This is a genomic window from Streptomyces sp. NPDC107454 (genome assembly GCF_055582885.1).
In genome coordinates this window covers 362,718-386,984 of record NZ_JBVJPA010000011.1, presented here as the reverse complement: position 1 = coordinate 386,984, position 24,267 = coordinate 362,718, and the positions used below count along the sequence as shown (strand labels likewise).

Sequence of the window (24,267 nt, the reverse complement as noted above, 5' to 3'; positions counted from 1 at the left end):
TTACGAGCCCTGCGGCTGGCGTGCCGCCGAAGTCGACAGACGGGGGCCCGTGGGCAGGAACTTGGACCAGGCGGCGGGGATGGGCGCCGGGTCCACGTCGGAGTAGCCCAGGCTGATCTGGGCCAGGTGAGCCTCCTGCTCGAGTTGCTTGCGCTCCTTGGCCGTGGTGCCGATGCCCGCGTCGTTCGTGGCGCTGTCGTCGTTGGACTGCATCGCGTAGCGCAGTCCGGTGTCGGTGACCAGGAAGACACCGCCCGCCGTGGTCTCCTCGCCCTGGAACTGGCGGTAGAGCTGCCCGGAGCCGGGCGTGACGTACGCGCTGGAGGACCCGGTCGGGAGGGTGGCCGGGAAATCCGTGCCCGCCCAAGTGCTGAGCGTCGTCCCGCCCTTGCCCTTGTCGACGTCGCGCAGGACGTTGCAGACGGTGTTGCGGTGCCCTTCCGACGCGTCCGCCTCGTTGACGGGAACGGGCATGCGGCTCGGCCAGGTGTGGTCCGCGGCGAACCCGGCCGTACTGGGCACGAAGGCTCCGGCGCTGACGTCGAGAGCCGTGCCGGCCTGGCCGAGGCCGACCAGGTCGCTGCTGTTCAGCAGCAGCTTGGCGGTGAAGTCCGAGACGGGAGCCACCTTGCCCTGCTCGACGAGGTAGTACTGCTCGGTCGCGCCGTTGGGCGCCTTGAGCACCATGCCGACCTTGTTCGCCTCGGCGGACAGGCTGCCCTGGACACCGGCGGCGGTGCCGATCTGCCCCTCGACCTTCGGGAAGGTGATGGGGTCGCCCGAGTGCAGGGTCTCCAGCCATTCCTTGGACACCCGCTGCGGTTCGCGGCCGGAACCGACAAGCGTGCGCAGCAGCAACTCGTCGTTCTTGTCGACCTCGTACGACGTTCCGCTCGCGTCGACGATGTAGCGGGTCTTGTCCGGGCCCACGACGTACAGCAGTTCGCCGCCCCCCAGCTTCTGCTTGCTGCCCTCGGTCTTGCCCATGTCGCGTGAGGCCAGGACGAACGCGGCCTTCTGGATGGACCTGCCGCCCGCGCTCGGGCGTTCGCAGACGGCCCAGCGCTTCGCGGAGCCCGCCTCGGACGCGGCGGGAAGGCGGTCGGGGGCGTAGGGGATGCCGATGGTGACCCCGCGCGGGATGGTGCCCCTGTCGAGGATGGACTCGTCGACGGTGACGACGTCACCCTTGCCCGTCTTGAGCAGGAGCTTCGCGGACGCCATGTTGAGGACCGGGTGCAGTTGGACCTTGCCGTCGGTCTTGAGGACCACGTAACGGGTGGTGGACTTGCTGGCGATGATCACCTTCTCGCCGACGGCGTTCCAGCCTTGCGGCGCGGTCGGTTTGAACATCCCCCACGCCCCGAACGCGGCCATGATGATCACGCCGACGAGGGTGCCCGGCAGCACGGCGCGCAACGGGCGCGGCGCCCCCTCCTCCGAACCGTCGGGAGACGACTGGACGAAGGACGCGAGCATGCGTCGCTTCGCGAAGGTGTAGGCGTTGAGCTGGTCCCGCCGAGATGCCATGTGTGCCTGATTCTCCCCGTGTATCGCCTGGCGGCGCTGGGGGGTACACCGTCCCCCGCCCTCCGTTGTCAGACCGGCCCCCTACTATGCCTGGTAAGGGATCGGTCTCGTGGAGCGGGTAGGGTATCGGGGCCTTCAAGGGCCCTGTGTGGTGGCGTTGTTCCAATGAGTTGTGAGGAAAACGGGGGGATGCAGTGATGGCTTCCGGAACGCGGTTCCGGTCGCGTGACCGGTCGCGGGAGCAGGGCTCCTCGGCACCCCGGTCGCAGCGGTCCGCGCCGCCCTCGCGGGCGCAGGGACAGACGGGGGCGCTGCATCTCAAGGTGCGTCCCGGGCAGTCGGGGTCGTTCCGGTTGCAACGGATCGTTCTGTTGGAAATCGCCGCCGCCGCGCTGCTCGTCGGGTGGATCGTCGGTCCGTTCGCACTGATGCCGGCCGCTGTCGTCGCGGTCGCACTCGTCCTCCTCGCCTTCGTGCGGCGCCGGGGCCGCTCGTTGCCCGAATGGCTCGCCACGGCACGGGCGTTGCGGGCGCGGCAGCGCCGCGCCGCGAGTACGCCGATACCGCCCGGGACGGAGCCCGGTCTCGCCCCGGCCGTGGAGTGCGACCCGAGCCTGCAAACCTCCGCGTACAGCGCGCGGGACCGACGGCCGGTCGGCGTGATCGGGGACGGTACGTTCGTAACCGCCGTCCTTCAGGTGGAGGCCGACGCGACCGCGCTGCGCGCCGAGCGGAGCCGGCAGCCGCTCCCCCTGGGGCTGGTGCGGGACACGCTGGACGTGGACGACATCCATCTGGAGTCGGCCCAGATCGTGCTGCACACGCAGCCCGCACCCGCGCTGCACCTGCCACAGCAGTCCGTGGCCGTCAGCAACTACGCGCCGCTCCAGGAGCAGACCGGTGCACCCGCCGTGCGCATCACCTGGATCGCGTTGAAGCTCGATCCGGAGCTGTGCCCGGAGGCGGTGGCCGCGCGCGGGGGTGGACTCGTCGGCGCGCAGAAGTGCGTCGTGCGCGCCGCGGACCACCTCGCGAGTCGGCTCACGGGGGCGGGTTTTCGTACCACGGTGCTCAATGAGGAGGAGTTGACGGCCGCGGTGGCGACCTCGGCGTGTGCCAACCCTCTGGTGACGGCCGAGGCGGGGCGCACCGACCTGCCCGCGCGGCGGACCGAGGAGTCCGGCCGCAGCTGGCGCTGCGACAACCGCAGACACACGACGTACTGGGTGCGGCGCTGGCCCCAACTGGGCGGTGGCGGCGGGCCCTCCCTGCCGCAACTCGTCGCGCTGCTCACGGCCGTGCCCGCACTGGCCACCACCTTCAGCCTGACGTTGCGGCGCGGAGAGCGCCAAGAGGTGTCGCTGAGCGGGCACATGCGGGTGACCGGCCGCAGTGACGACGAACTGGTCGCGGCGCGCCGCTCGTTGGAGCACGCCGCCCGCCAGGCCGGCACGGGGCTGGCCCGGCTCGATCGCGAGCAGCTGCCCGGTGTGCTCGCCACGCTGCCTCTCGGGGGTGTTCGCTGATGGCCATGACCACAGGTGGAGCCACCGCCTCGGGGGCGTACGGGAACGGGAATCCGGGTGGGTTCGGGGCTTCGGGGGCCGGATCGGCCGGCTCCCCCGGCCCGGTCCCGGAGCCGGGGCGTGGGCGTCTGCGCAGCGGGTTCGGGCTGCTCGGGCCTCGGCACGGACGGCACTCGCTGTCCGTGGAGCAGATCGACTCGCTCGCGCTGCCCATCGGGGACGACGGGGTCGTCATCGGGGTGGACGCCGAGGGACAGCCCGCCGTGCTGGGTCTCAACCGGCCGACGGCGTACGACGTCGTCCTGATCGGCGGTCTCTGGACCGCGCAGGTGCTCGCGCTGCGAGCGGCGGCCACCGGGGCGCGCGTGGCCGTGGAGACGGGGCGGGCGCCGGCCTGGATGCAGATGGTGCACGCCATGGGCGGCGGGCAGAACGGCATGAGCGTGCACGACGTGGGGCGGGTACCGCCACAGGGCTCCTCGGCCGGCAACCCGGTGCTGGTGGTGCGTGACTGCGGGATGCGGCCGCCGCGCGGGCGTGTGGTCTCCGGCCCCTGGCAGTCGGTGCTGACGCTGTTGCCGTATCTCAGCCCGGTGGCCCCCCGGTTGCTGCGGCAGGCGCGGCTCGTCGGCGTGCAGCGGGTCTCACCGGACGAAGCCGCCGAAATAGGGCGGGCGTTGGCGCTGCCCCGAGGCGATGTGGACTCACTGCCCACGCTCGCCGACGGGGTCACGCTCTGGTGCGCGGACCGCGACCGGCAGTACGTGATGACTCAGCCCACGGACGCCGAGACCGGATTGTTCGGTACGCCGCGCAGGATGGACTGACCGAGCGCCCCCGGGCATCGCCGACTCAACATCGGTCCGTAATTGGACCTTTGGGAATGATTTCCCCCTTGTCGTGCCCGGCTTGTTCACCACGATTGCCCGGTTTGTCAACTCCCTTGGCGCGTGCGGACTCCGCTTCTGGGCAAGGTGTGACGGAGCGGACCTGTGCGGAGGGGCGGACGGGCCTGCCGTCGTGGCGCTCGTGGTGATTAGGCTGGGACCGGGCGCGACCCGTATCCCTCGACCCACCCGTCGACGGACCCGCCCGCGCTTCGCACGAAGAGACGCGAAGACAGACGCGAAGCGAACGGTCGCGCCGGCACGGCATTGAGGGTGCTTGACCACACCAGGAGGAATTGTGAACAGCGATCGGGACGGGATCCGCGGGGGCTGGGCCACACCCGGCGATGACCAGTCCGACGCGGAGTCCGCCGTCGAGGCGACGGGCGAGTTCACCATCGACTACGCGCCGCCCGCCTGGTACACGCAGAACGCGTCGGGCCATTCGGCCCAGGCCTCGCCGACCCCACCTCCCCCGGCTCCCCCCGCGCCGTCCGCTCCGCCGGTGTCGTTCGACCCGGCCGCGCACGTTCCGCCGACCGCACCGGCCGACGAGGCGGGTCCCGGGAACGGTGACATCGAGAGCGGCGCGACCATGCGGTTCTCCGCCGCCGCGCTCAAGCGTGAGTTCGCGGAGCGGGAGGCCGCGGCCCGCGCCGCCGAGGACACGTCCACAGGCCCGGCCGGGGACGCCGCTGTCGCCGAGGGCGCGCCGGTCGGTGACGGACCGGACAGCAAGGACAAGACCGGCGGTGACTTCGAGCTGAGCGCGCCCGCCGTACCGGCCGGGGAGCAGCAGTCCGCCGAGGCCTCCAGTGAGGCCGCGGCAGGCGGGGAAGCGCCCTCTCCGACGGAAGACGCGAACGCGGGCACGAGCGAGCACGACGGCACCGGCGCCGCGGCTGCGGGCGATGGCTCCGTGGGCGACCGCACCGACGCCGCCGCGGGGCACGGGCAGGAGCCCGCGGACGTCGGGGCCGACGTGACGGACCCGACCGGTGAAGACGGCCCGCACGGCGAGGCCGAGGCGTCGCAGGTTCCGGCCGCCGGGGGCGACGCCGACACCGAGGACGCCGCAGCCGCAGCCGCAGCCGCAGCCGATGGTGGCTTCGAGGAGCCCGCGGGTACCCCTGACGGCGACGTCGAGAGTGCCGAGGGTGCCGCCGACGCGGAGGGCGAGCGGCCCGTTGCCGCCGCGACGGCTCCCGACGCCCCCGTGTCCCAGGACGCGGCGGCGCACGAAGCCGATGACTTCGACGACTGGCCCCAGGACATCGCGCCGGACACCTCGCCGGACGCCGGGACCGACGTACCGCAGGACACGCAGACGGCCGCTCCCGCCTGGGCTCCCCCACCGATGCCTCAGGGCGGACTGCCGCCGCTGCCGCCCGCCTACCAGCCCGCAGCCCCTGCCCCAGCGGCCCAGTGGCCCTCCCCCCAGCCGGTCGTGCCACCGCAGCCCGGGCCCCCTCAGCAGCCGCAACCGACGGCCGCCCAGGGCCAGGTACCCGTCCCGCCGCAGCCCTCGGCCGCGCAGGGACAGCCGACCATCCCGCCGCAGCCGACCGCCGCCGCACAGGGACAGCCGACCACCCCGCCACAGCCGACCGCCGCGCAGGGACAGCCGACCATCCCGCCGCAGCCGACCGCCGCCGCACAGGGACAACCGCCCCTGCCGCCGCAGCAGGGTGGCTACGGCTTCCCTCATCAGCAGCCCCAGCAGCAGCCCTACCCGGGGCCGCCGCCCGCCCAGCCGACGGCTCAGCCGACGGTCCCGCAGCAGCCGGTCGCCCAGCCGCAGCCGCCGTTCCAGCCGCAGGCTCCGCAGCCCGCACCCGCCGCCTGGCATCCGCAGGGCACGCCGCCCGCGCCGGGCCCCGTGACCCCTCCGGTCGCCGACGCTCCCGTACCCGCGCCGCCCGCGCCGCAGGACGGTTACGGCTTCCCGCACCCCGGGATTCCGGCTCCTGCCGCACCCAACCCCCCGGCCCCGCCGACCGGTTACGGCTTCCCGCAGCCGAGCGCCCCCATCCCGCCCCAGCCGGGACCGCAGCAGAGCGGCTACGGATTCCCGCAGACGGGCGCGCCCGCTCCCCAGCCGACCCCATCTCAGCCCAACGCGCCACAGACCGGCGCACCGCAGGCAGGCCCGCCCCAGCCCCCCGCACCGCAGGCCCCCGGCCCGCAGTCGGGCTACGGCTTCCCCCAGCCCCCGGCTCCCAACGCGCCTCAGGAGGGCGGCTACGGCTTCCCGCAGCAGCCCCACCCGGGACCGCAGCCGGACGCGCAGCAGGCGCAGCCCCAGCCGCCGGTGGACCCCCGTACCGGAGCCGCCTGGCCGCAGCCCATCCAGCACGACCAGCGTCAGCCCACCAACCCGGCCGCCGCCCCGCTCGGGTACACGGCCGCGGTGGAGTTGTCCTCCGACCGGCTGCTCAACAACAAGAAGCAGAAGGCCAAGAGCGGCCGCCCCTCCGGCGGCTCCTCGCGGTTCAAGCTCGGCGGGAAGAAGGAAGAGGCCGAGCGGCAGCGGAAGTTGGAGCTGATCCGCACGCCGGTGCTGTCGTGCTACCGGATCGCCGTCATCAGCCTCAAGGGCGGTGTCGGCAAGACGACGACCACCACCGCGCTCGGCTCCACGCTGGCCACCGAGCGACAGGACAAGATCCTGGCGATCGACGCCAACCCGGACGCGGGCACGCTCGGGCGCCGGGTGCGCCGCGAGACCGGGGCCACCATCCGCGACCTCGTGCAGGCGATCCCGTACCTGAACTCGTACATGGACATCCGGCGGTTCACCTCGCAGGCCGCGTCCGGTCTGGAGATCATCGCCAACGACGTCGACCCGGCCGTCTCCACGACCTTCAACGACGAGGACTACCGGCGCGCGATCGACGTGCTGGGCAAGCAGTACCCGATCATCCTGACCGACTCGGGCACCGGTCTGCTGTACAGCGCCATGCGCGGGGTGCTCGACCTCGCCGACCAGCTCATCATCATCTCCACGCCGTCCGTCGACGGTGCCAGCAGTGCCAGTACGACACTGGACTGGCTGTCGGCGCACGGGTACGCGGATCTGGTCTCGCGGTCCCTCACCGTCATCTCAGGGGTGCGCGAGACCGGCAAGATGATCAAGGTGGAGGACATTGTCAGCCACTTCGAGACGCGCTGCCGCGGTGTCGTGGTAGTGCCGTTCGACGAGCATCTGGCCGCGGGCGCCGAGGTCGACCTCGACATGATGCGGCCCAAGGTGCGGGAGGCGTACTTCAACCTGTCCGCGATGGTCGCCGAGGACATCGTGCGGCACCAGCAGTCGCACGGGCTGTGGACGAACGACGGCAACCCGCCGCCGGTGGCCGCCCCGCCGATGCCGGGTCAGTACCCCTACCCGCAGGGCCAGGGCGCGCCGGGAGTGCCGGGGGCACCGATGCCCGGGCAGCAGCCTCATCCCCCGCAGCCGGGCCAGCCGTACGCGGGACCCCCGCAGCCCGGCCAGCACTATCCGGGGCCTCCCCAGCCTCCGCAGCCGGGCCGGCAGTTCCACCCGGGCCAGCCCGGTCAGCCGGGTCCGATGGGGCAGCCTGGTCAGCCCCTTCCGCCGTACCAGGGCCAGCCCCCTCAGACCCCTCCCCCGCCCGCACCCCCACAGCAGTAACCGGACATCGACGCCGGACGTCGACAACCGGACATCAATAACCCGATCGGGCCCTTCAGGGGCACCGTTTCTCGCCGAGGCCCGCGCCCTGCCCCCAGGGTGCGGGCCTTCGCCTGTCCAGGCACGAAACAGGGCGTCACCCCCTGGCCAGGAGGGCTTCACCGGTCTGAACCAATGAGCGAAAAATACGCGCCAACTCGTTATTTCCGCAGGCCACACGGGGTTCACGCGCCGTTGACGCGCCGAGACCGCCGCTGATAGACACACACATCAATCCCGCCGGCGTCCCCCCGATCACCCTGATCCAGTAGGTCAACCAGCCATCCCTGTGCGAGCGATGACGCGAGGTCACCGACCCATGAACAGACACGATCAGCCCAACAGAGGACGTCTGCGCCCCCGGCTCCTCGCCGCCGCAGCCGCCGCCGCGCTCACCCTCACCGCCGGTCTCGCGACCCCGCTCAACCCGGCCCCGCAACAGGCCCAGGCCAAGGGGAGCCAGCAGGCCAAGGAGAGCAAGAGGGTCCTCACCGTCGCGGTCGCGCAGAGCGTCGACTCGCTGAGCCCCTTCCTGGCCTCGCGCCTGCTCAGTACGAGCATCCACCGGCTCATGTACGAGTACCTGACCAACTACGACCCCGCGGACAACCACACCGTCCCGGGCCTTGCCACCAAGTGGGAGCCGTCCGCCGACAAGCTCACCTGGACCTACACGATCCGCTCGAACTCCAAGTGGTCGGACGGCCGGCAGGCCACCGCCGCGGACGCGGCGTGGACGTTCAACAAGATGATGACGGACCAGGGCGCGGCCACCGCCAACGGCAGTTTCGTCACCAACTTCAGGAAGGTCACCGCCCCGAGCCCCACCCAGCTCGTCATCGAGCTGAAGAAGCCGCAGGCCACCATGGGCGCGCTCGATGTGCCGATCGTCCCTCAGCACATCTGGGAGAAGGTCAAGGACTTCTCGAAGTTCAACAACGACCAGAGCTTCCCGATCGTCGGCAACGGTCCGTTCGTCCTGACCGACTACAAGCCCGACAGCTATGTACGGCTGAAGCCGAACAAGACCTTCTGGCGCGGCGCCCCCAAGTTCGACGAGCTGGTCTTCAAGTACTTCAAGGACCAGGACGCCGCGGTGGCCGCCCTGCGCAAGGGCGAGGTCTCCTTCGTCGCGGGCTCCCCCGCGCTGACCCCGGCCCAGGCGGCGTCCCTCAAGGGCGAGCCGAACATCAAGGTCAACGACGCTCCGGGCCGTCGCTTCTACGCCCTTGCCACCAACCCCGGCGCCCAGTCCAAGGACGGCAAGCACTTCGGTGACGGCGCCGAGTCGCTGCTGGACCAGAAGGTGCGCCAGGCGCTCTTCATGGCGATCGACCGGAAGACCATCATCGACAAGGTCTTCCAGGGCCACGCCGTCGAGGGCGAGGGATACGTCCCGCCGCGCTTCTCCACGTACTACTGGAAGCCGTCGGCGAGCCAGGAGCTCGCGTACGACCCGGCCAAGGCGGCCCAGCTCCTCGACGCGGCGGGCTACAAGAAGAACGCCGACGGCAAGCGCGTCGAGAAGAACGGCACGCCGATCAACTACCGGATCCTCTGCCACGCCACCGACCCGAACGACAAGGCGGTCGGGCAGTACGTGAAGGAGTGGTTCGGCAAGCTCGGCATCGGCGTCACTCTCAACTGCCTCGACAACGTGACCGACCCCTGGCTGGCCGGCAAGTACGACCTGGCCTTCGACGGCTGGTCCGTCAACCCGGACCCGGACTTCGTGCTGTCCATCCACACCTGCGGGGCGTTGCCCGCCACCCCCAAGGACACGGGGGCGACGGACAACTTCATCTGCGACAAGAAGTACGACGAGCTGTACGACCAGCAGCTGGCCGAGTACGACACCGCCAAGCGGGCGGACATCGTCAAGCAGATGGAGTCGCGGCTCTACGACACCGGGTACATGAATGTCATGGCGTACCCGAACGCGGTCGAGGCCTATCGCACCGACCAGATCAAGTCGATCGAGACGATGCCCAAGGCCGCGGGCAACATCTACGGCCAGGACGGTTACTGGAGCTGGTGGTCGGCGGTTCCGGCCGACGCCTCCGGTGCGTCCTCCGACGGTTCGAGCTCGACGGGAGTCATCATCGGCATCGTTGCGGGCGTCGTCGTTCTCGTGGGCGTCGGGGCGTTCTTCGCGATGCGACGCCGCGCCACGGCCGAGGACCGCGAGTAGACCTCCCCGTCCGCCGTCCCCGTATCCCGTCGCCCGACACCCACGGGGACCCCATGAACGTACGAGCGAATGAGTAGTTCATGACCGCTGAGGCAACACCCTCGCTGGTCGAGGCGACCGACGGTCCGGCCCAGGCCGGGCCGTCGGTCCGCGGACCACGGGCGCGCACCACCACCGCGTATCTGTGGTACGTGGCGGGCAAGTTGGGCGGCGCGGCCGTCTCGCTGCTGGCCGTCCTCGTCACCAGCTTCTTCCTCTTCCGGCTCATCCCCGGCGATCCGGTGAAGTACATGACGGGCGGCCGCCAGGTCTCCGCCGGGCAACTCGCGCACTACCGCAAGGAGTTCGGGCTCGACCTGCCGCTGTGGCAGCAGTTCACCGACTACTGCGGCAAGGCCCTCACCGGCGACCTGGGCACCTCGTACCAGTTCCGGGCCCCCGTCATCGACAAGATCTCCGAAGCGCTGCCGAACACCCTCCTGCTGACCGGCACGGCGTTCGTCCTGTACACCGCGCTCGGCATCTTCCTCGGCACCCGCTCGGCCTGGCGCAACGGCGGCAGGAGCGACCGCCTCAACACCGGTCTGGCCCTGACGCTGTACTCGATCCCGTCCTTCTGGCTCGGTCTGCTGCTCATCATCGTCTTCTCGGTGGGCATGGGGCCGATCCCGGGCCTGTTCCCGACCGGCGGCATGGAGTCGGGTGGCAAGGAGGGCTTCGCGTACGTCCTCGATGTCGCCCACCATCTGATCCTGCCGGTGGTGACGCTGGTCGCCGTCGAGTACGGGCAGACCCTGCTGGTCACGCGCTCGGCGCTGCTCGACGAGATGGGCAGCGACTATCTGACGACGGCGCGCGCGAAGGGCCTTCGGGACGATCTCGTCCGCCGTCGGCATGCCGTGCCGAACGCGCTGCTGCCGACCGTCACCCTCATCTTCATCAACCTCGGCCGAACGGTCGCGGGAGTGATCCTCGTGGAGACCGTCTTCTCCTGGCCGGGCCTGGGCGGGCTCTTCTACCAGGCGCTGAGCGTGCCCGATCTGCCACTGGTCCAGGGGCTGTTCTTCGTCTTCGCCTCGGCGGTGATCGTGATGAACACCCTGGCCGATCTGATCTATCCGCTCCTGGACCCACGGGTGGGCCGATGACCACGACCGAGTCGGACGGGCCGATGACGACCGAAGCAACCCCGCAGATGGCCGCAGTCGGCCCGCGCACCCTCGCCTGGCGGCGCCGCCGCCACTCCGCAGCCCGCTTCTGGCGGCAGTACCGCACCCACCGGGCGGGCGTCTTCGGACTGGCCGCCCTCTCCCTCTTCGCGCTGATCGCCCTGACCGCGCCGCTGACCGTCGGCTCCGACGTGCAGAGCGTGACCGACGCGCCGGGCGGCCCGATGGAGAGCCCCAGCGCCCGATTCCCGCTCGGCACCGACCAGTTCGGGCGCAATCTGCTCGGGCTCGTGGTGTGGGGTGCCCGGGTCTCGCTGCTCGTCGGGCTGCTCGCGGCCGTGCTCTCCGTCGCGATCGGCGCGCTCATCGGGATCACCGCGGGCCACTTCCGCGGCTGGTACGCGACCGTGATCATGCGGATCACGGACTGGTTCCTGGTGATGCCGACGCTGGTGCTCGCGATCGCGCTGATGACCGTGATGTCGCGTTCGATCGGCACGATCATCCTGGCGATCGGCGTCACCACCTGGCCGACGACGGCCCGGCTGGTGCGGGCGCAGACCCTCGCCGTGGAGTCACGACCCTACATCGAGCGGGCGAAGGCGCTCGGCGGCGGGCACTGGCACATCATGTCCCGGCACGTGCTGCCCAATGTGATGCCACTGGTGCTGGCGCAGACCACCCTGATCATCTCCTCCGCGATCCTCGCCGAGGCGACCCTCGCCTTCCTCGGCCTCGGTGATCCGACGGTCGTGTCCTGGGGCGGACTGCTCCAGGACGCGCGGGAGGCGGGCGCGGTCAGCGCGGGCAAGTGGTGGTACCTGGTGCCGCCGGGGGTCGCGATCGCGGTGGTGGCGCTGGCGTTCACGCTGTGCGGACGCGCGGTCGAGTCGGTCCTCAACCCCAAGCTGGGGGTGACCCGATGAGCACTCCGGCGAAGCGGCGTCTGCTGGAGGTCAGGAACCTCGAGGTGACGTACGCGGGCGGCGCGGCCGCCGTGCGCGGCGTGGACCTCTCCCTCGACGCGGGCCAGAAGCTCGGTATCGCGGGCGAGTCCGGCTGCGGGAAGTCCACGCTGGCGCTCGCGCTGCTGCGGCTGCTGCCCACGGGATCCCGTACGAGCGGGGAGATCCTGCTCGACGGCGAGGACGTGCTGACGATGAAGTGGGGGCGGGTGCGGGCGGTCCGCTGGGCGGGCGCCTCGATCGTCTTCCAGGGCGCGATGCACTCCCTGAACGCCGTGCACCGCGTCGGCGATCAGATCGCCGAGCCGATCCTGCTCCACAAGAAGGCGACCCCGGCGGGCGCGAAGAAGAAGACCGGCGAGCTGCTGGAGCACGTGGGTCTGCCCGCCGCCCGCGCGAACGCCTATCCGCACGAACTGTCCGGCGGGCAGCGCCAGCGCGTCATGATCGCCATGGCCCTGGCCTGCGACCCCCGGCTCGTGATCGCCGACGAACCGACCACGGCTCTCGACGTGATGATCCAGGCCCAGATCCTGCGCCTGATCGAACAGCTCGTCGCCGAGCAGGAGTTGGGCCTGATCATGATCAGCCACGACCTCGCCGTGCTCGCCGACACCTGCGACCGGCTCGCGGTGATGTACGCGGGCCGCGTCGTCGAGGAGGGCCCGGCCCGGCCGGTGTACGAGGCGGCCCGGCACCCGTACGGCCAGGCGCTGTCGGCGGCGTTCCCGCGCATCGGCGACGCCGCCTCGCGGTTCGCGCCGCGCGGACTGCCGGGCGATCCACCGGACCCGTCGGCGCTGCCGTCCGGCTGTACGTTCCATCCCCGCTGTGCGGTGGCCCTGGACAGCTGCGCCACCGAGGATCAGGCACTGCGGGAGGCGGGTGCGGGGCGGTGGGCCGCCTGTGTGCACGCCGGCGCGACCGTCCACGAGCCGGGCACCCCGGCGGAAGAAGCCAGGAGCAGCGCCCCATGACCACCACCCCCGTGACCCCGCCCCCCGTGACCGCGGCTCCCCTGCTCCGGACCGAGGGCCTGCACATCGCCTTCCCCGGACGTCACGGCGCCGCCCGCGCGCGTGCCGTCGACGGGGTCGACCTCGACATCCGCCCCGGCGAGATCGTCGCCCTGGTCGGTGAGTCCGGCTGCGGCAAGACGACGCTGGCCCGCTCCCTGCTCGGTCTGGTCCCGCCGACCGACGGCCGCGTCACCTTCGACGGGGCGCCGCTCGACTACTCCGCACGCGCCCTCAAGGCCTACCGCAAGCGCGTGCAGCTGGTGCTGCAGGATCCCAGCGGCTCGCTCAACCCCCGGCACACGGTGTACGACGCGGTGGCCGAGGGGCTGCGCATCCACAGGTACGGCGGCGACGAGCGGGCGGCGGTCGCCGAAGCCCTCTCCCGGGCCGGTCTGCGCCCGCCGGAGCGCTTCTTCCTGCGCTACCCGCACGAGCTGTCCGGCGGCCAGCGCCAGCGCGTCGTCATCGCGGGCGCGCTGGTCCTGGAGCCCGAACTCATCGTCGCCGACGAGCCGGTGGCCTCCCTCGACGCGTCGGTACGCGGCGAGATCCTCGCCCTGCTCCTGCGGCTGCGCACCGAACTCGGCCTGTCCGCCCTGGTGGTGACCCACGACCTGGGGCTGGCGTGGAACATCGCCGACCGGGTCGCGGTGATGTACCTGGGCCGGATCGTGGAGACCGGCGAGGTGGAGAAGGTCCTGACCACGCCCCGGCACCCGTACACCCAGGCCCTGTTGTCCGTCCTCCCGGAGGCCCCGGGCGACCCCGTGGTCCTCACCGGCGAACCCCCGGACCCCTCCCGCATCCCCACCGGCTGCCGCTTCCACGCGCGCTGCCAGATCCTGGCGAGCGGAGAGGCCGAACGGGCGGGCGTCGCGGACGCGTGCCGGGGCGAGGACCTGGAGGTACTGAACGGCAGCGGCGAGGCACAGGTGGCGTGCCACTGGGCACGGCTCGGTACGTGAAGCGGGCGGCGCGGGGACGGACGCCCCGTACGTGAAAGACGGACCCTCGGTACGTGAAAAGGGGCGCCCGGTGCCCTTGAGAGCACCGGCGCCCCTGTCGCGTACGACGGGTCACTGCCCGTCGTACGCCTCGATCAGCTCGCGCGAGCGCTTCACATCGTCGGCGATGGCTTCCAGCAGCGCCTCGATGGAGTCGAACTTGGCCATGCCGCGGACGTAGGCGAGGAAGTCAACGGCGACGTGCAGGCCGTACAGGTCGAGGCCGACGCGGTCGATGGCGTACGCCTCCACCGTGCGCTCGGTGCCGTCGAACTGCGGGTTCGTGCCGACGGAGATCGCGGCGGGCATCGCCTCGCCCTCGACGTGCAGCCAGCCGGCGTAGACGCCGTCGGCAGGGATCGCGGTGTGCGGGAGGGTCTCGACGTTGGCGGTGGGGAAGCCGAGCTCACGGCCGCGCTGGGCGCCGCGCACGACGATCCCCTCGACGCGGTGCGGGCGGCCCAGGATCTCGCGCGCGCCCTCCACATCGCCCTCGGCGACCAGCCGCCGGGTCAGGGTGGAGGAGAACGGCTGACCGCCCCCGGCGGAACCGCTCACGTACAGCTCCACCACCTCGACGTCGAAGTCGTACGTCTTGCCCTGCTCGCGCAGGAAGTCGACATTGCCGGCCGCCTTGTGGCCGAAACGGAAGTTCGGGCCCTCGACGACGGCCTTGGCGTGCAGCTTGTCGACGAGCACCTTGGCCACGAAGTCGGCGGGCGACAGCTTCGAGAACTCGGTGGTGAAGGGGAGGATGAGCAGCGCGTCCACGCCCAGATCGGCGCACAGCTCGGCGCGGCGGTGGTGCGGGGCGAGCAGCGGGGGGTGGCTGCCGGGGCGCACGACCTCGCTCGGGTGCGGGTCGAAGGTCACCACGACGGAGGGAACGCCCAGCTCACGGGCGCGGTCCACGGCATGCTTGATGATCAGCTGGTGTCCGCGGTGCACCCCGTCGTAGGAACCGATGGTGACGACGCTGCGCCCCCAGTCCTCGGGGATGTCCTCCAAGCCACGCCAGCGCTGCACTGTGACCGCTCCTTGTCGAACCCGTGTCCGTGATTGCCTCATTCGCAGCTCTAAGGGTGCCATGCCGAGTGCGCTCGGTTCGCATCGGCATCGGGGTGTGACGCATCGCGCACGGTTCAGGCCGGAACCCGTGGCCCGGCGAGGTTCTCGATCATGCGACGGGTGCTCGGGCCGACCACCCCGGCCCACTCGTCGGGAGAGCCGGTCAGCCAGCGCACCACCAGGGTCGCGAAGCCGGGAACTTGACGTGCCAGCTCGACCAGACAGCGGTCGAATCCGGTGGCTCCGGCCGGGGCGCGGACGAGGAGCAGGCCCGTGCGGTACACCAGCTCCCGGGTGGGTTCCTCGCCCCGGCGGGCCGCGCCGTCCGCGGCGGCCCGCAGCAGGGTGTCGAGAACGGCGGGGTCCTGCTCGTGCGCGAGCAGCAGGTCCAGCAGCTCGCGCCGCAACGGGCCGCACTCCCGGCTGCCCGGCGCCGCCAGGACGCCCGCGAGGGCCGCCCGCACCGGAGCCGGGCAGCCCACCAGCAGTCCGGTGACCAGCGGGAAGAGGACGGATCGTGCCGCGGAACCGTGTTCGAGGCGCCGGTCGACATACGCGGCCACGTGCGTGGCGGCCTCGGGGCACAGCTCCACCACTTCCCTGACCAGCACACCGACGCGGCGGGCGAGCGCGGGCGTGGTGACGTCGGCGAGCGTGCGCAGCGCCTCCGAGGTGTCCGCGCCCGGCTGTCGCAGCCGGACCCGGAAGGCTTCGAGCACCGGGTCGGGATGCGTGTTCAGCGCCGCGACCAGCGCACTGGCGGGCAGCCGCGGATCGCCCGCGGCGAAGCGCTCCAGCGCCTGCGGCAGGTACCGGGCCCGCGTCCACGGGTCCCGTACGAGCAGGGCGAGCGCGCCGCCGTGCAGCGTGCAGTCGGCGGGGCGGGCGAGCAGGGTCAGCGCCGCGTACCGCAGCAGCTCGCGGTCGGCCTCGGTGCGCACATGCGGCGCGGCGCGCAGCCCGTACGCCATCGCCGCAACCCGCCGGGCCGGGCGCTCGTCGTGCGCCCAGCGGTCCACCGCCCGGCAGACGGCCGAGGGCTCCTCCTCGGCGAGCGCGGCCAGCAGCTCGTCCCCGCGCCGGTGGGCGCGGTCGACCAGGGCCTCCGCGAGGTCGTCCAGGGCGCGCCGCCGATGCGCGTACAGCAGGGCCTGCGCGGCGGTCGCCACGGTCGCGTGGGGCGTCGCGGGCAGCGGCCGGTCGTCGTCGAACCAGGGGGTGAGGTGAGGCTGTACGGCGGTGGGGTCGGCGGCGAGGAGCCGGGCGACGGCGTCCAGGTAGCGCGGAGCCTCCGGGGGACGGCGGCGGTGGGCGCCGGAGGTGGTGCGGGACCCCTCGGCCGGGCTCGTCTGTCGCGGCGCCCCGTCCACCACGACCAGGCGCCTGAGCAGGTCGAACCGCTCCGCCTCCGGCAACGACAGCGCCTCCCAGAAGGAGGGCCCGAACTCCGCCGGCACACCCCGGCCTTCGGTCCGCCACGCCACGATCCGCTCGGCGAGCAGCCTCAGCACCCGGGTGTACGGGGTCGCGTCGGGCACGCGCACCAGGACGTCGGCGAGGAGGTGGGTGGCCCACCAGGTGCCGTCCGCGGTCGGGGAACCGTCTCCGGCCGGGCCACCGTCCCTCGCCGGGCCACCGTCCTCGGTCGGGGCCGACTCCTGCGCCTGCAGGTCCTCGACGGCCTCGACGAGGTCTTCGAGGCGGCGGGCCAGCGCACCGGCGCCCTGGTGCCGGGCCAGCAGGAGGAGGGCCTGCACGACGGGGCCGATGCGGTGACGCGGGACGGGCACGGATCCGCTCTGGGCGGATGGGCGTACGGGCGTGCGCTGGGCCGGTACACGCTCGGAACGCCAGGCTTCGCGGCGCCGGTGGACCAGGGCGTGCAGGGCCGGGTCCAGGTCCAGGTGGGTGCCCTGGATCCAGTCGGCGAGCTCCTCGTGGGCGAACCGGTAGCCGCTCCCGGCGGGGACCAGGAGGCCCTCGGTGAGGACGGCGGAGGCCCAGCCGGAGATACGCCCGGGGCGGCCTCCCGGGGCGGAGCCCCAGGGGAAGACGGCCTCGAAGGACACGCGGTCCAGCCGGCCCTGGCCGGGCCCCAGACAGCGCCGCGCGGCCTCGTGCACCTGGCCGGAGACCTGGGCTGCGAGCCTTCGTACGGCCGTGCCGCGCAGTCCGTTCGCCGCCGCGAGCCGGACCGCGACGCGCAGGCACATCAGGTCCAGATGGGCGGCGAAGACCTCGTCCCGGTCGAGTGGCCGGGTCGGCTGGTCCGGGAGCGCGGCGCGCACCTCCGCCAGCAGCCGCAGCGTCAGCGGATGCCGGGCGTCGGCGGCCACCAGCGCGTCCTCGGGGATCCCGGCCCGCGACCGCAGCCGCCGCGCCTCCTCCTCGGTCAGCTCGCCCAGCCGGACGCAGGGCGGAAGCGACGGCTCCGGGCCGGCGCCGGCCCGGTGCAGCGACTCCGCCGGGAACAGGGTCCCCGCCTGCCCCCAGTACTCGGCGCGGCAGGCGACGACGAGCCGCGCCCCGCTCGCCCGCAGCCACTCGGCCGTGCCCGCGGTCCACTCGGGCAGCCGGTGGGCGAGGCCGGGCGGCATCTCCTCCGGTCCGTCGAGCAGGAGCAGCAGTGGCCGTCCGGCGGCCCGTGCCAGCCGGGCCAGCCGGTCGGGACCGATGTCGCCGAGCTCTCCGTCGTACCCGCCGGGCGGCAGCACTCCCGGTTCCTGGTGCGCCCCCTCCTGCGGGGCCGCCACGATCCGCCCCGCCCGCTCCAGCGCCCTGGTGGCCGCGTCGGCGACGGAGGTGTCCGTGGCGAGGAGGTCGGCTCCGCGCAGCCAGAGTGTGGGGGCCGGCTCGGCGCTGCGGGTGCGGCGGGCGGCGAGCGCCGCGAGCTCCGTCGTACGGCCGCTGCCGGGTGGGCCGACGAGTCCGAGGACGGCGGCCGGGCCGCTCTCGAAGGCCGCGAACTCCCCTACGAGGGCGGCCCGTTCGACGGTGACGGGTGCCGCGCCGTCGAGGCCCGGGGAGGTCGCGGCTCCGGGGCCGTCCGAGCCCACCGAGGTCGCCGTGAGTTCGAGTACGCCTGCCGGATTGAGATCGGCCCCGTACGCGGGGACGGTCGTGGCGTTGCGGTCGAGGAGTTCGGCGAGCGGACCCGTGACGCCGGGAGTGCGCAGGAGGACCGCGAAACCCGCGGCCCGGTGCTCGGTGTGCAGCGCGGTGCCGAGCACTCCGATCACCGCTCCGGTCGCGGCGTCGAGGACCGGCCCCCCGGCCGCCCCGCCGCCCAGCCGGAGCGCGTCCGCGCCGGCCGTGCCGATCGCCAACTCCAGTGCCTCGTCGAGGAGATGGAAGCGATCGGTCGCCGTGTACGTCACGGTGGTGCTGCCCAGCACCCGGGCCTCGCGCCAGCCGCCCGCGGGGATGCGGACATACGTGCCGGTCTCGACCCGCTCGCGCACGGTGACGGGCAGCGGGTCGAGACCGAGGCCCTCGGTGCGTACGAGCGCCAGATCGGTTTCGGGGAGCGGGGTCACGGCGCCGGCGGTCACCACACAGCTCCGGCCGCCGGGCGCGTGCAGCACGAGGCGGCCCAGACCGTCGACGGCCTCGTGGCTGGTGATCACCGTGCCGTGGTGGTCGGCGACGAAACCCGTACCGCGCGGACGTCCGGCCAGGTCGCAGACGCGCACCAGAGTCTCCTCCCGCGCGCGGCGGGCGTCGTCCGGTGTCTGCTCGTGCCCGCTCCGCGGGCCCCGTCCCGCCATGCTCGAACCTCCCCGCCGTGCTCCTTCTTCCGACGGTAGGCGCCAAATGATCAGCGGGACAGATCACGCGAGAAACGCGCCCCCTTCTGCTCCCTCGGTTCACTCCGAGCGCCTGCCCGAAGGGGTGAATAGGGCAGGGCGGATGGATACACCCTTGGGTGGGGGAACCGAGGGGGGACCGTGGAGCGGCGGGCACGAAACCCCGTGACCGCCGCTCCACGGGCAGGCGCCCGAGCATGAAGGGGCTTCGGCCTCAGCCTCAGCCTCGTCCTCAGCCGAACACGGCGAGGCTCTTCGCCTTGCCCTTCTCTTCCTCCACCAGCGCGAGGAACCGGCCCTCGGCGTCGAACACGGCCACCGCGCCGACCCCCGCGTACTCCTCGGGGATCTCCAGGCGTACGCCGTTGAGCAGCAGCCGGGCCCGCTTGGCGTCCACGTCCCAGCGCGGGAACGCGGCCGCGGCGGCCTCGGCGATCGGCATCACGGTCAGCTCCTCCTGGAGCTGGTCGAGGGTGCGCGCGGAGTCGAGCTTGTACGGGCCGACGCGGGTGCGGCGCAGAGCGGTGAGGTGACCGCCGACGCCCAGGTCCGCGCCCAGGTCCCGGGCGAGCGCCCGGATGTACGTCCCGGACGAGCAGACCACGGAGACGACCAGGTCGAGCACCGGCGTGCCGTCCTCGGCCACGGCGTCCCGGATGTCGTACACCGCGAAGGAGGAGACCGTCACCGGGCGGGCCGGGATCTCGAAGTCCTCGCCCTCGCGCGCCCGCTTGTACGAGCGCACACCGTCGATCTTGATGGCGCTGACTTTGGACGGCACCTGCATGATCCGGCCGGTGAGCTTGGCGACCCCGGCGTCGATGGCCTCCCGGGTCACCCGCGAGGCGTCGGTGGACGAGGTGATGTCGCCCTCGGCGTCGTCCGTCAGCGTGTCCTGGCCGAGCCGGATGGTCCCCAGGTACTCCTTCTCGGTGAGCGCGAGGTGCCCGAGGAGCTTGGTCGCCTTCTCGACGCCGAGGACGAGCACGCCCGTCGCCATGGGGTCGAGGGTGCCGGCATGTCCGACGCGGCGGGTCCTGGCGATCCCGCGCATCTTGGCGACCACGTCGTGCGAAGTGAAGCCCGACGGCTTGTCGACGATGACAAGCCCGTCGGGCGTCTTGGTCTTCTGCGTCATTCCGCGGCGTCGCCGTCCGTCTCGTCGTCCTCGCCCGGCTTCTTGTACGGGTCCGCGTCACCGGCGAAGGTGGCACCGGCCGAGACCTCGCGCACCTTCGCGTCCGAGGCCCGCGCCTTGTCGAGCAGGTCCTCGATCGTCTTGGCGGTGTCCGGCAGGGCGTCCGCGACGAAGGTCAGCGTCGGTGTGAACTTCACGCCCGCCGCCGCGCCGACCGCCGAGCGGAGCACGCCCTTGGCGCTCTCCAGGCCCGCGGCCGCGGCCGCGCGCTCCTCGTCGTCCCCGTAGACCGTGTAGAAGACGGTCGCCTCCCGGAGGTCCCCGGTGACCCGGGTGTCCGTGATGGTGACATGGGTGCCGAGCCGCGGGTCCTTGATCCCACGCTGCAGCTTCTGGGCCACCACCTCTCGGATGAGGTCCGCCAGCCTCTTGGCACGCGCGTTGTCGGCCACTGGTCCGTCTCCTTCTTCGCCTTGCTTGTTCCGTCAGTCTTCGTCTGTATGAAGTCTGCGCCGTACCGACAGCAGCTCCACCTCCGGTCGCGCCGCGACGAACCGCTCGCACCGGTCCAGTACGTCGGTGAGGTGCTCGGTGTCTCCGGAGACCACCGCCAGGCCGATCTCGGCCCTGCGATGAAGGTCCTGGTTGCCCGTCTCCGCCACGCTCACCGCGTACTTCCGCTGGAGTTCAGCGACGATCGGCCGGACGAGAGAGCGTTTCTCCTTGAGCGAGTGCACATCGCCGAGGAGCAGATCGAAGGACAGCGTCCCCACATACATGTGTAACCGGATGTCCCGCCGGTACGGGATAGATGGCCTGCCAATGCGCTTGGCAGGGACATCAGAACCGTACAACGAACCCCTGGCTCGCTCGACGGAGTTTCGCCCCCGCACCGGCGAGGGCCGTTCGCGCAGTTCCCCGCGTCCCTGAAAGGGGCGCGGGGAACTGCGCGATCTTCCAAACGGCAAGCTGGCCGACGATGAGTAATCACCGTCGGCCAGCTCGAGCCACTGCGTTACGCCCGCGGCTTCTCGCGCATCTCGTACGTCGCGATGACGTCGTCGACCTTGATGTCGTTGAAGTTTCCGAGGTTGATACCACCCTCGAAGCCTTCGCGGATCTCGGTGACGTCGTCCTTGAAGCGACGCAGCCCGGAGATGTTGAGGTTCTCCGCGATGACCTTGCCGTCGCGGACGAGGCGCGCCTTGGTGTTGCGCTTGACCTCGCCCGAGCGGACCAGGACACCGGCGATGTTGCCCAGCTTGGACGACTTGAAGACCTCGCGGATCTCCGCCGTGCCGAGCTCGACCTCCTCGTACTCCGGCTTGAGCATGCCCTTGAGGGCCGCCTCGATCTCCTCGATGGCCTGGTAGATCACCGAGTAGTACCGGACGTCGACGCCCTCGCGCTCCGCCATCTGCGCCGCGCGGCCCGCAGCGCGGACGTTGAAGCCGATGACGATCGCGTCGGAGCCGGTCGCCAGGTTGATGTCCGACTCGGTGACCGCACCCACACCGCGGTGCAGGACACGGATGTCGACCTCGTCGCCGACGTCGAGCTGGAGCAGCGAGGACTCGAGAGCCTCCACCGAACCGGACGCGTCGCCCTTGATGATGAGGTTGAGTTCCTGCACCAGACCGGCCTTGAGGGCCTCGTCCAGGTTCTCCAGGGAGAACCGGACACCCCGGCGGGCGAAGTTGGCGTTGCGCTCACGCGCCGCGCGCTTCTCGGCGATCTGACGCGCCGTGCGGTCCTCGTCGACAACCAGGAAGTTGTCGCCGGCGCCCGGGACGTTGGTGAGACCGAGGACGAGGACCGGGGTCGAGGGACCCGCCTCTTCCACGTTCTCGCCCTTGTCGTCGAGCATCGCGCGGACACGGCCGTACGCGTCGCCGACCACCATGGTGTCGCCGACCCGCAGGGTGCCTCGCTGGACCAGGACGGTCGCGACGGCGCCGCGGCCACGGTCGAGGTGGGACTCGATCGCGATGCCCTGCGCGTCCTGCTCCGGGTTGGCCCGCAGGTCGAGCGAGGCGTCCGCGGTCAGGACCACGGCCTCCAGCAGCTCCTCGATGTTGAGGCCCTGCTTGGCGGAGATGTCGACGAACATCGTGTCGCCGCCGTACTCCTCGGCCACCAGACCGAACTCGGTGAGCTGACCGCGCACCTTGGTCGGGTCGGCACCCTCGACGTCGATCTTGTTGACCGCGACCACGATCGGCACGTCGGCCGCCTTGGCGTGGTTCAGCGCCTCGATCGTCTGGGGCATCACACCGTCGTTGGCCGCCACCACGAGGATCGCGATGTCGGTCGACTTCGCACCACGGGCACGCATGGCGGTGAACGCCTCGTGACCCGGGGTGTCGATGAAGGTGATCCTGCGCTCTTCGTCGTTGACCTGAGTCGTGACCTGGTACGCACCGATGTGCTGGGTGATACCGCCGGCCTCGCCCGCGACGACGTTCGTCTTGCGGATGGTGTCGAGAAGGCGGGTCTTACCGTGGTCGACGTGACCCATGACGGTCACGACCGGCGGACGCGCGACGAGGAACTCCTCGCCACCCTCGTCCTCACCGAACTCGATGTCGAAGGACTCGAGCAGCTCGCGGTCCTCCTCCTCGGGGCTGACGATCTCGAGGACGAAGTTCATCTCGTCCGCGAGGAGCTTCAGCGTCTCGTCGGAGACGGACTGCGTGGCAGTGACCATCTCGCCGAGGTTCATCATCACGCCGACGAGCGACGCCGGGTTGGCGCCGATCTTCTCCGCGAAGTCGGTGAGGGACGCACCGCGCGACAGGCGGACGGACTGTCCGTTGCCGCGAGGCAGCATCACGCCGCCGACCGACGGGGCCTGCATGGCCTCGTACTCCTGGCGCCTCTGCCGCTTCGACTTGCGACCACGACGCGCCGGACCGCCGGGACGGCCGAACGCACCCTGCGTGCCACCACGGCCACCGGGACCACCCGGACGACCGCCGAAGCCGGGACGGCCACCGCCGCCACCACCGGGACCACCGGGACGACCGGCGAAACCGCCGCCGCCACCGCCGGGACCGGCCGGACGACCGGCGAAACCGCCACCGCCGCCACCGGGACGACCGGCGAAGCCGCCGCCACCCGGACGACCGCCGCCGCCACCGGGACCACCGGGACGACCGCCGCCGCCACCGGGACCGCGGCCACCGGGGCCACCGCCGGGACGCGGACTGCCCGCAGCGGGACGCTGCGGCATCATGCCGGGGTTGGGACGGTTACCGGCGGGGCCACCGCCGGGACGCGGAGCGCCGCCCTGCGGACGAGGCATGCCGCCCGGAGTCGGACGGGCACCGCCCGGACCGCCCTGCGGGCGCGGAGCGCCGCCGGGACCGCCCTGGGGACGGGGACCACGGTCCTGACCCGCGCCCTGCGGACGCGGAGCGCCGCCGGGACGGTCACCACCGGGACGCGGGGCACCGCCCGGACGGGGCGCCTGCGGGCGCGCCATGCCGGTGGAGCCACCAGAGGTGAACGGGTTGTTGCCCGGACGCGGGCCGGCCGGACGAGCGCCGGGACGCGGGGCCTGGCCGCCGGGACGCGGGGCGCCCTGACGGTCGCCGCGCTCGGGACGGTCGCCGCGACCCTGACCACCCTGGCCGGGACCACCGGCCGGGCGGGCACCGCCGGGACGCGGGGCCTGGCCTGCGGGACGCGGGGCGCCCGGACGGGGACCTGCGGCGGGAGCCGCGGGAGCCGACGGGGGCGCGGTGAACTCGGCCGCGACCGGAGCCGGAGCCGCCGGAGCGGGCTTCGGGGCGGGCTTGGGACCCGGGGTCGGGCGCGGACCTGCGGCAGCCGGGGTGACGGGAGCCACCGGAGCTGCCGGAGCAGCGGCGGGACGCTCGGCCACGGCCGGCTTCGGGGCCGGCGGGCGCGGGGCGGCCGGACGGGCAGCCTGCGCCGGAGAGGGGGCACCCGGCTTCGCCGGGGCAGCCTTACGTGCGGGGGCGGGCTTGCCGCCACCGCTGCCCTGCTGCAGGGCGTCAGTCAGTTTGCGTACAACGGGCGCCTCGATCGTCGAGGACGCCGAACGGACGAATTCACCGAGCTCTTGGAGCTTGGCCATGACGACCTTGCTCTCAACCCCGAACTCCTTGGCGAGTTCGTATACCCGGACCTTAGCCACTTCGCTCCTTTTAGGTCCGGGTTGCGTCCGGACCGTCGCTACTTCATGGGCGTACTCATCGCGTGCTCATCGAGTGCTCATCGCAATCTCGACCTACTTCCAACTCGC

Annotated in this window: 15 protein-coding genes; 8 read left to right on the top strand and 7 right to left on the bottom strand. The window is 72.2% G+C overall.

Annotated features, from left to right (window positions below; translation table 11 throughout):
* Nucleotides 1-1,530: a type VII secretion protein EccB gene (gene eccB / locus ACZ69M_RS29110; protein ID WP_470054353.1), complete on the bottom strand. Its 1,530-nt coding sequence runs from the start codon at nucleotides 1,528-1,530 to the stop codon at nucleotides 1-3.
* 197 nt (nucleotides 1,531-1,727) lie between these two features.
* Here eccB and eccE point away from each other — a divergent pair, with 197 nt between their 5' ends.
* The 8 genes from eccE to ACZ69M_RS29070 all read left to right on the top strand — a co-directional run bounded on the left by eccE (nucleotide 1,728) and on the right by ACZ69M_RS29070 (nucleotide 13,946).
* A complete protein-coding gene (eccE, locus tag ACZ69M_RS29105) occupies nucleotides 1,728-3,056 on the top strand; it encodes a type VII secretion protein EccE (RefSeq protein WP_470054351.1) in 1,329 nt (442 codons plus the stop codon).
* Nucleotides 3,056-3,883 carry a hypothetical protein gene (locus ACZ69M_RS29100; RefSeq protein WP_470054349.1) on the top strand — a complete coding sequence of 276 codons (828 nt, stop codon included), beginning with the start codon at nucleotides 3,056-3,058 and terminating at the stop codon, nucleotides 3,881-3,883. The genes eccE and ACZ69M_RS29100 overlap by 1 nt, the downstream gene beginning before the upstream one ends.
* A gap of 358 nt (nucleotides 3,884-4,241) precedes the next feature.
* On the top strand, nucleotides 4,242-7,598 hold the full coding sequence (locus ACZ69M_RS29095) for an SCO5717 family growth-regulating ATPase (RefSeq protein ID WP_470054347.1): 3,357 nt from the start codon (nucleotides 4,242-4,244) through the stop codon (nucleotides 7,596-7,598).
* Between the two features lie 358 nt (nucleotides 7,599-7,956).
* On the top strand, nucleotides 7,957-9,828 hold the full coding sequence (locus ACZ69M_RS29090) for an ABC transporter substrate-binding protein (RefSeq protein ID WP_470054345.1): 1,872 nt from the start codon (nucleotides 7,957-7,959) through the stop codon (nucleotides 9,826-9,828).
* Nucleotides 9,829-9,908: 80 nt separating this feature from the next.
* Complete coding sequence (locus ACZ69M_RS29085; RefSeq protein WP_470054343.1) at nucleotides 9,909-10,976, top strand: ABC transporter permease; 1,068 nt, start codon at nucleotides 9,909-9,911, stop codon at nucleotides 10,974-10,976.
* Nucleotides 10,973-11,923, top strand: coding sequence for an ABC transporter permease (locus ACZ69M_RS29080; protein ID WP_470054341.1), 951 nt, complete (start codon nucleotides 10,973-10,975; stop codon nucleotides 11,921-11,923). Before ACZ69M_RS29085 ends, ACZ69M_RS29080 begins: the two co-directional genes overlap by 4 nt.
* Nucleotides 11,920-12,939 carry an ABC transporter ATP-binding protein gene (locus ACZ69M_RS29075; RefSeq protein WP_470054339.1) on the top strand — a complete coding sequence of 340 codons (1,020 nt, stop codon included), beginning with the start codon at nucleotides 11,920-11,922 and terminating at the stop codon, nucleotides 12,937-12,939. The genes ACZ69M_RS29080 and ACZ69M_RS29075 overlap by 4 nt, the downstream gene beginning before the upstream one ends.
* Nucleotides 12,936-13,946, top strand: coding sequence for an ABC transporter ATP-binding protein (locus ACZ69M_RS29070; RefSeq protein ID WP_470054337.1), 1,011 nt, complete (start codon nucleotides 12,936-12,938; stop codon nucleotides 13,944-13,946). Before ACZ69M_RS29075 ends, ACZ69M_RS29070 begins: the two co-directional genes overlap by 4 nt.
* 111 nt (nucleotides 13,947-14,057) lie before the next feature.
* On the opposite strand, the gene ACZ69M_RS29065 is transcribed toward ACZ69M_RS29070, so the two are convergent.
* The 6 genes from ACZ69M_RS29065 to infB form a co-directional block, all read right to left on the bottom strand.
* Nucleotides 14,058-15,011, bottom strand: a complete 954-nt coding sequence (locus ACZ69M_RS29065; RefSeq protein ID WP_470054335.1) for a bifunctional riboflavin kinase/FAD synthetase — start codon at nucleotides 15,009-15,011, stop codon at nucleotides 14,058-14,060.
* A gap of 116 nt (nucleotides 15,012-15,127) precedes the next feature.
* A complete protein-coding gene (locus tag ACZ69M_RS29060; RefSeq protein ID WP_470054333.1) occupies nucleotides 15,128-18,820 on the bottom strand; it encodes a trypsin-like peptidase domain-containing protein in 3,693 nt (1,230 codons plus the stop codon).
* Between the two features lie 271 nt (nucleotides 18,821-19,091).
* Nucleotides 19,092-19,997 carry a tRNA pseudouridine(55) synthase TruB gene (truB, locus tag ACZ69M_RS29055; RefSeq protein WP_054232826.1) on the bottom strand — a complete coding sequence of 302 codons (906 nt, stop codon included), beginning with the start codon at nucleotides 19,995-19,997 and terminating at the stop codon, nucleotides 19,092-19,094.
* Complete coding sequence (rbfA, locus tag ACZ69M_RS29050; protein WP_054232827.1) at nucleotides 19,994-20,449, bottom strand: 30S ribosome-binding factor RbfA; 456 nt, start codon at nucleotides 20,447-20,449, stop codon at nucleotides 19,994-19,996. Before rbfA ends, truB begins: the two co-directional genes overlap by 4 nt.
* Nucleotides 20,450-20,482: 33 nt before the next feature.
* Nucleotides 20,483-20,776: a DUF503 domain-containing protein gene (locus ACZ69M_RS29045; RefSeq protein ID WP_143609353.1), complete on the bottom strand. Its 294-nt coding sequence runs from the start codon at nucleotides 20,774-20,776 to the stop codon at nucleotides 20,483-20,485.
* A gap of 236 nt (nucleotides 20,777-21,012) precedes the next feature.
* Nucleotides 21,013-24,159 (bottom strand): translation initiation factor IF-2, encoded by a 3,147-nt coding sequence (infB, locus tag ACZ69M_RS29040; protein WP_470054330.1) that lies wholly within the window; start codon nucleotides 24,157-24,159, stop codon nucleotides 21,013-21,015.
* Between the last annotated feature and the right edge of the window lie 108 nt (nucleotides 24,160-24,267).

Bases quoted from the DNA above. Each gene is read 5' to 3' on its own strand.
- eccB (WP_470054353.1), bottom strand. From the start codon at position 1,530: ATGGCATCTCGGCGGGACCAGCTCAACGCCTACACCTTCGCGAAGCGA.
- eccE (WP_470054351.1), top strand. From the start codon at position 1,728: ATGGCTTCCGGAACGCGGTTCCGGTCGCGTGACCGGTCGCGGGAGCAG.
- ACZ69M_RS29100 (WP_470054349.1), top strand. From the start codon at position 3,056: ATGGCCATGACCACAGGTGGAGCCACCGCCTCGGGGGCGTACGGGAAC.
- ACZ69M_RS29090 (WP_470054345.1), top strand. From the start codon at position 7,957: ATGAACAGACACGATCAGCCCAACAGAGGACGTCTGCGCCCCCGGCTC.
- ACZ69M_RS29085 (WP_470054343.1), top strand. From the start codon at position 9,909: ATGACCGCTGAGGCAACACCCTCGCTGGTCGAGGCGACCGACGGTCCG.
- ACZ69M_RS29080 (WP_470054341.1), top strand. From the start codon at position 10,973: ATGACCACGACCGAGTCGGACGGGCCGATGACGACCGAAGCAACCCCG.
- ACZ69M_RS29075 (WP_470054339.1), top strand. From the start codon at position 11,920: ATGAGCACTCCGGCGAAGCGGCGTCTGCTGGAGGTCAGGAACCTCGAG.
- ACZ69M_RS29070 (WP_470054337.1), top strand. From the start codon at position 12,936: ATGACCACCACCCCCGTGACCCCGCCCCCCGTGACCGCGGCTCCCCTG.
- ACZ69M_RS29060 (WP_470054333.1), bottom strand. From the start codon at position 18,820: ATGGCGGGACGGGGCCCGCGGAGCGGGCACGAGCAGACACCGGACGAC.
- truB (WP_054232826.1), bottom strand. From the start codon at position 19,997: ATGACGCAGAAGACCAAGACGCCCGACGGGCTTGTCATCGTCGACAAG.
- ACZ69M_RS29045 (WP_143609353.1), bottom strand. From the start codon at position 20,776: ATGTATGTGGGGACGCTGTCCTTCGATCTGCTCCTCGGCGATGTGCAC.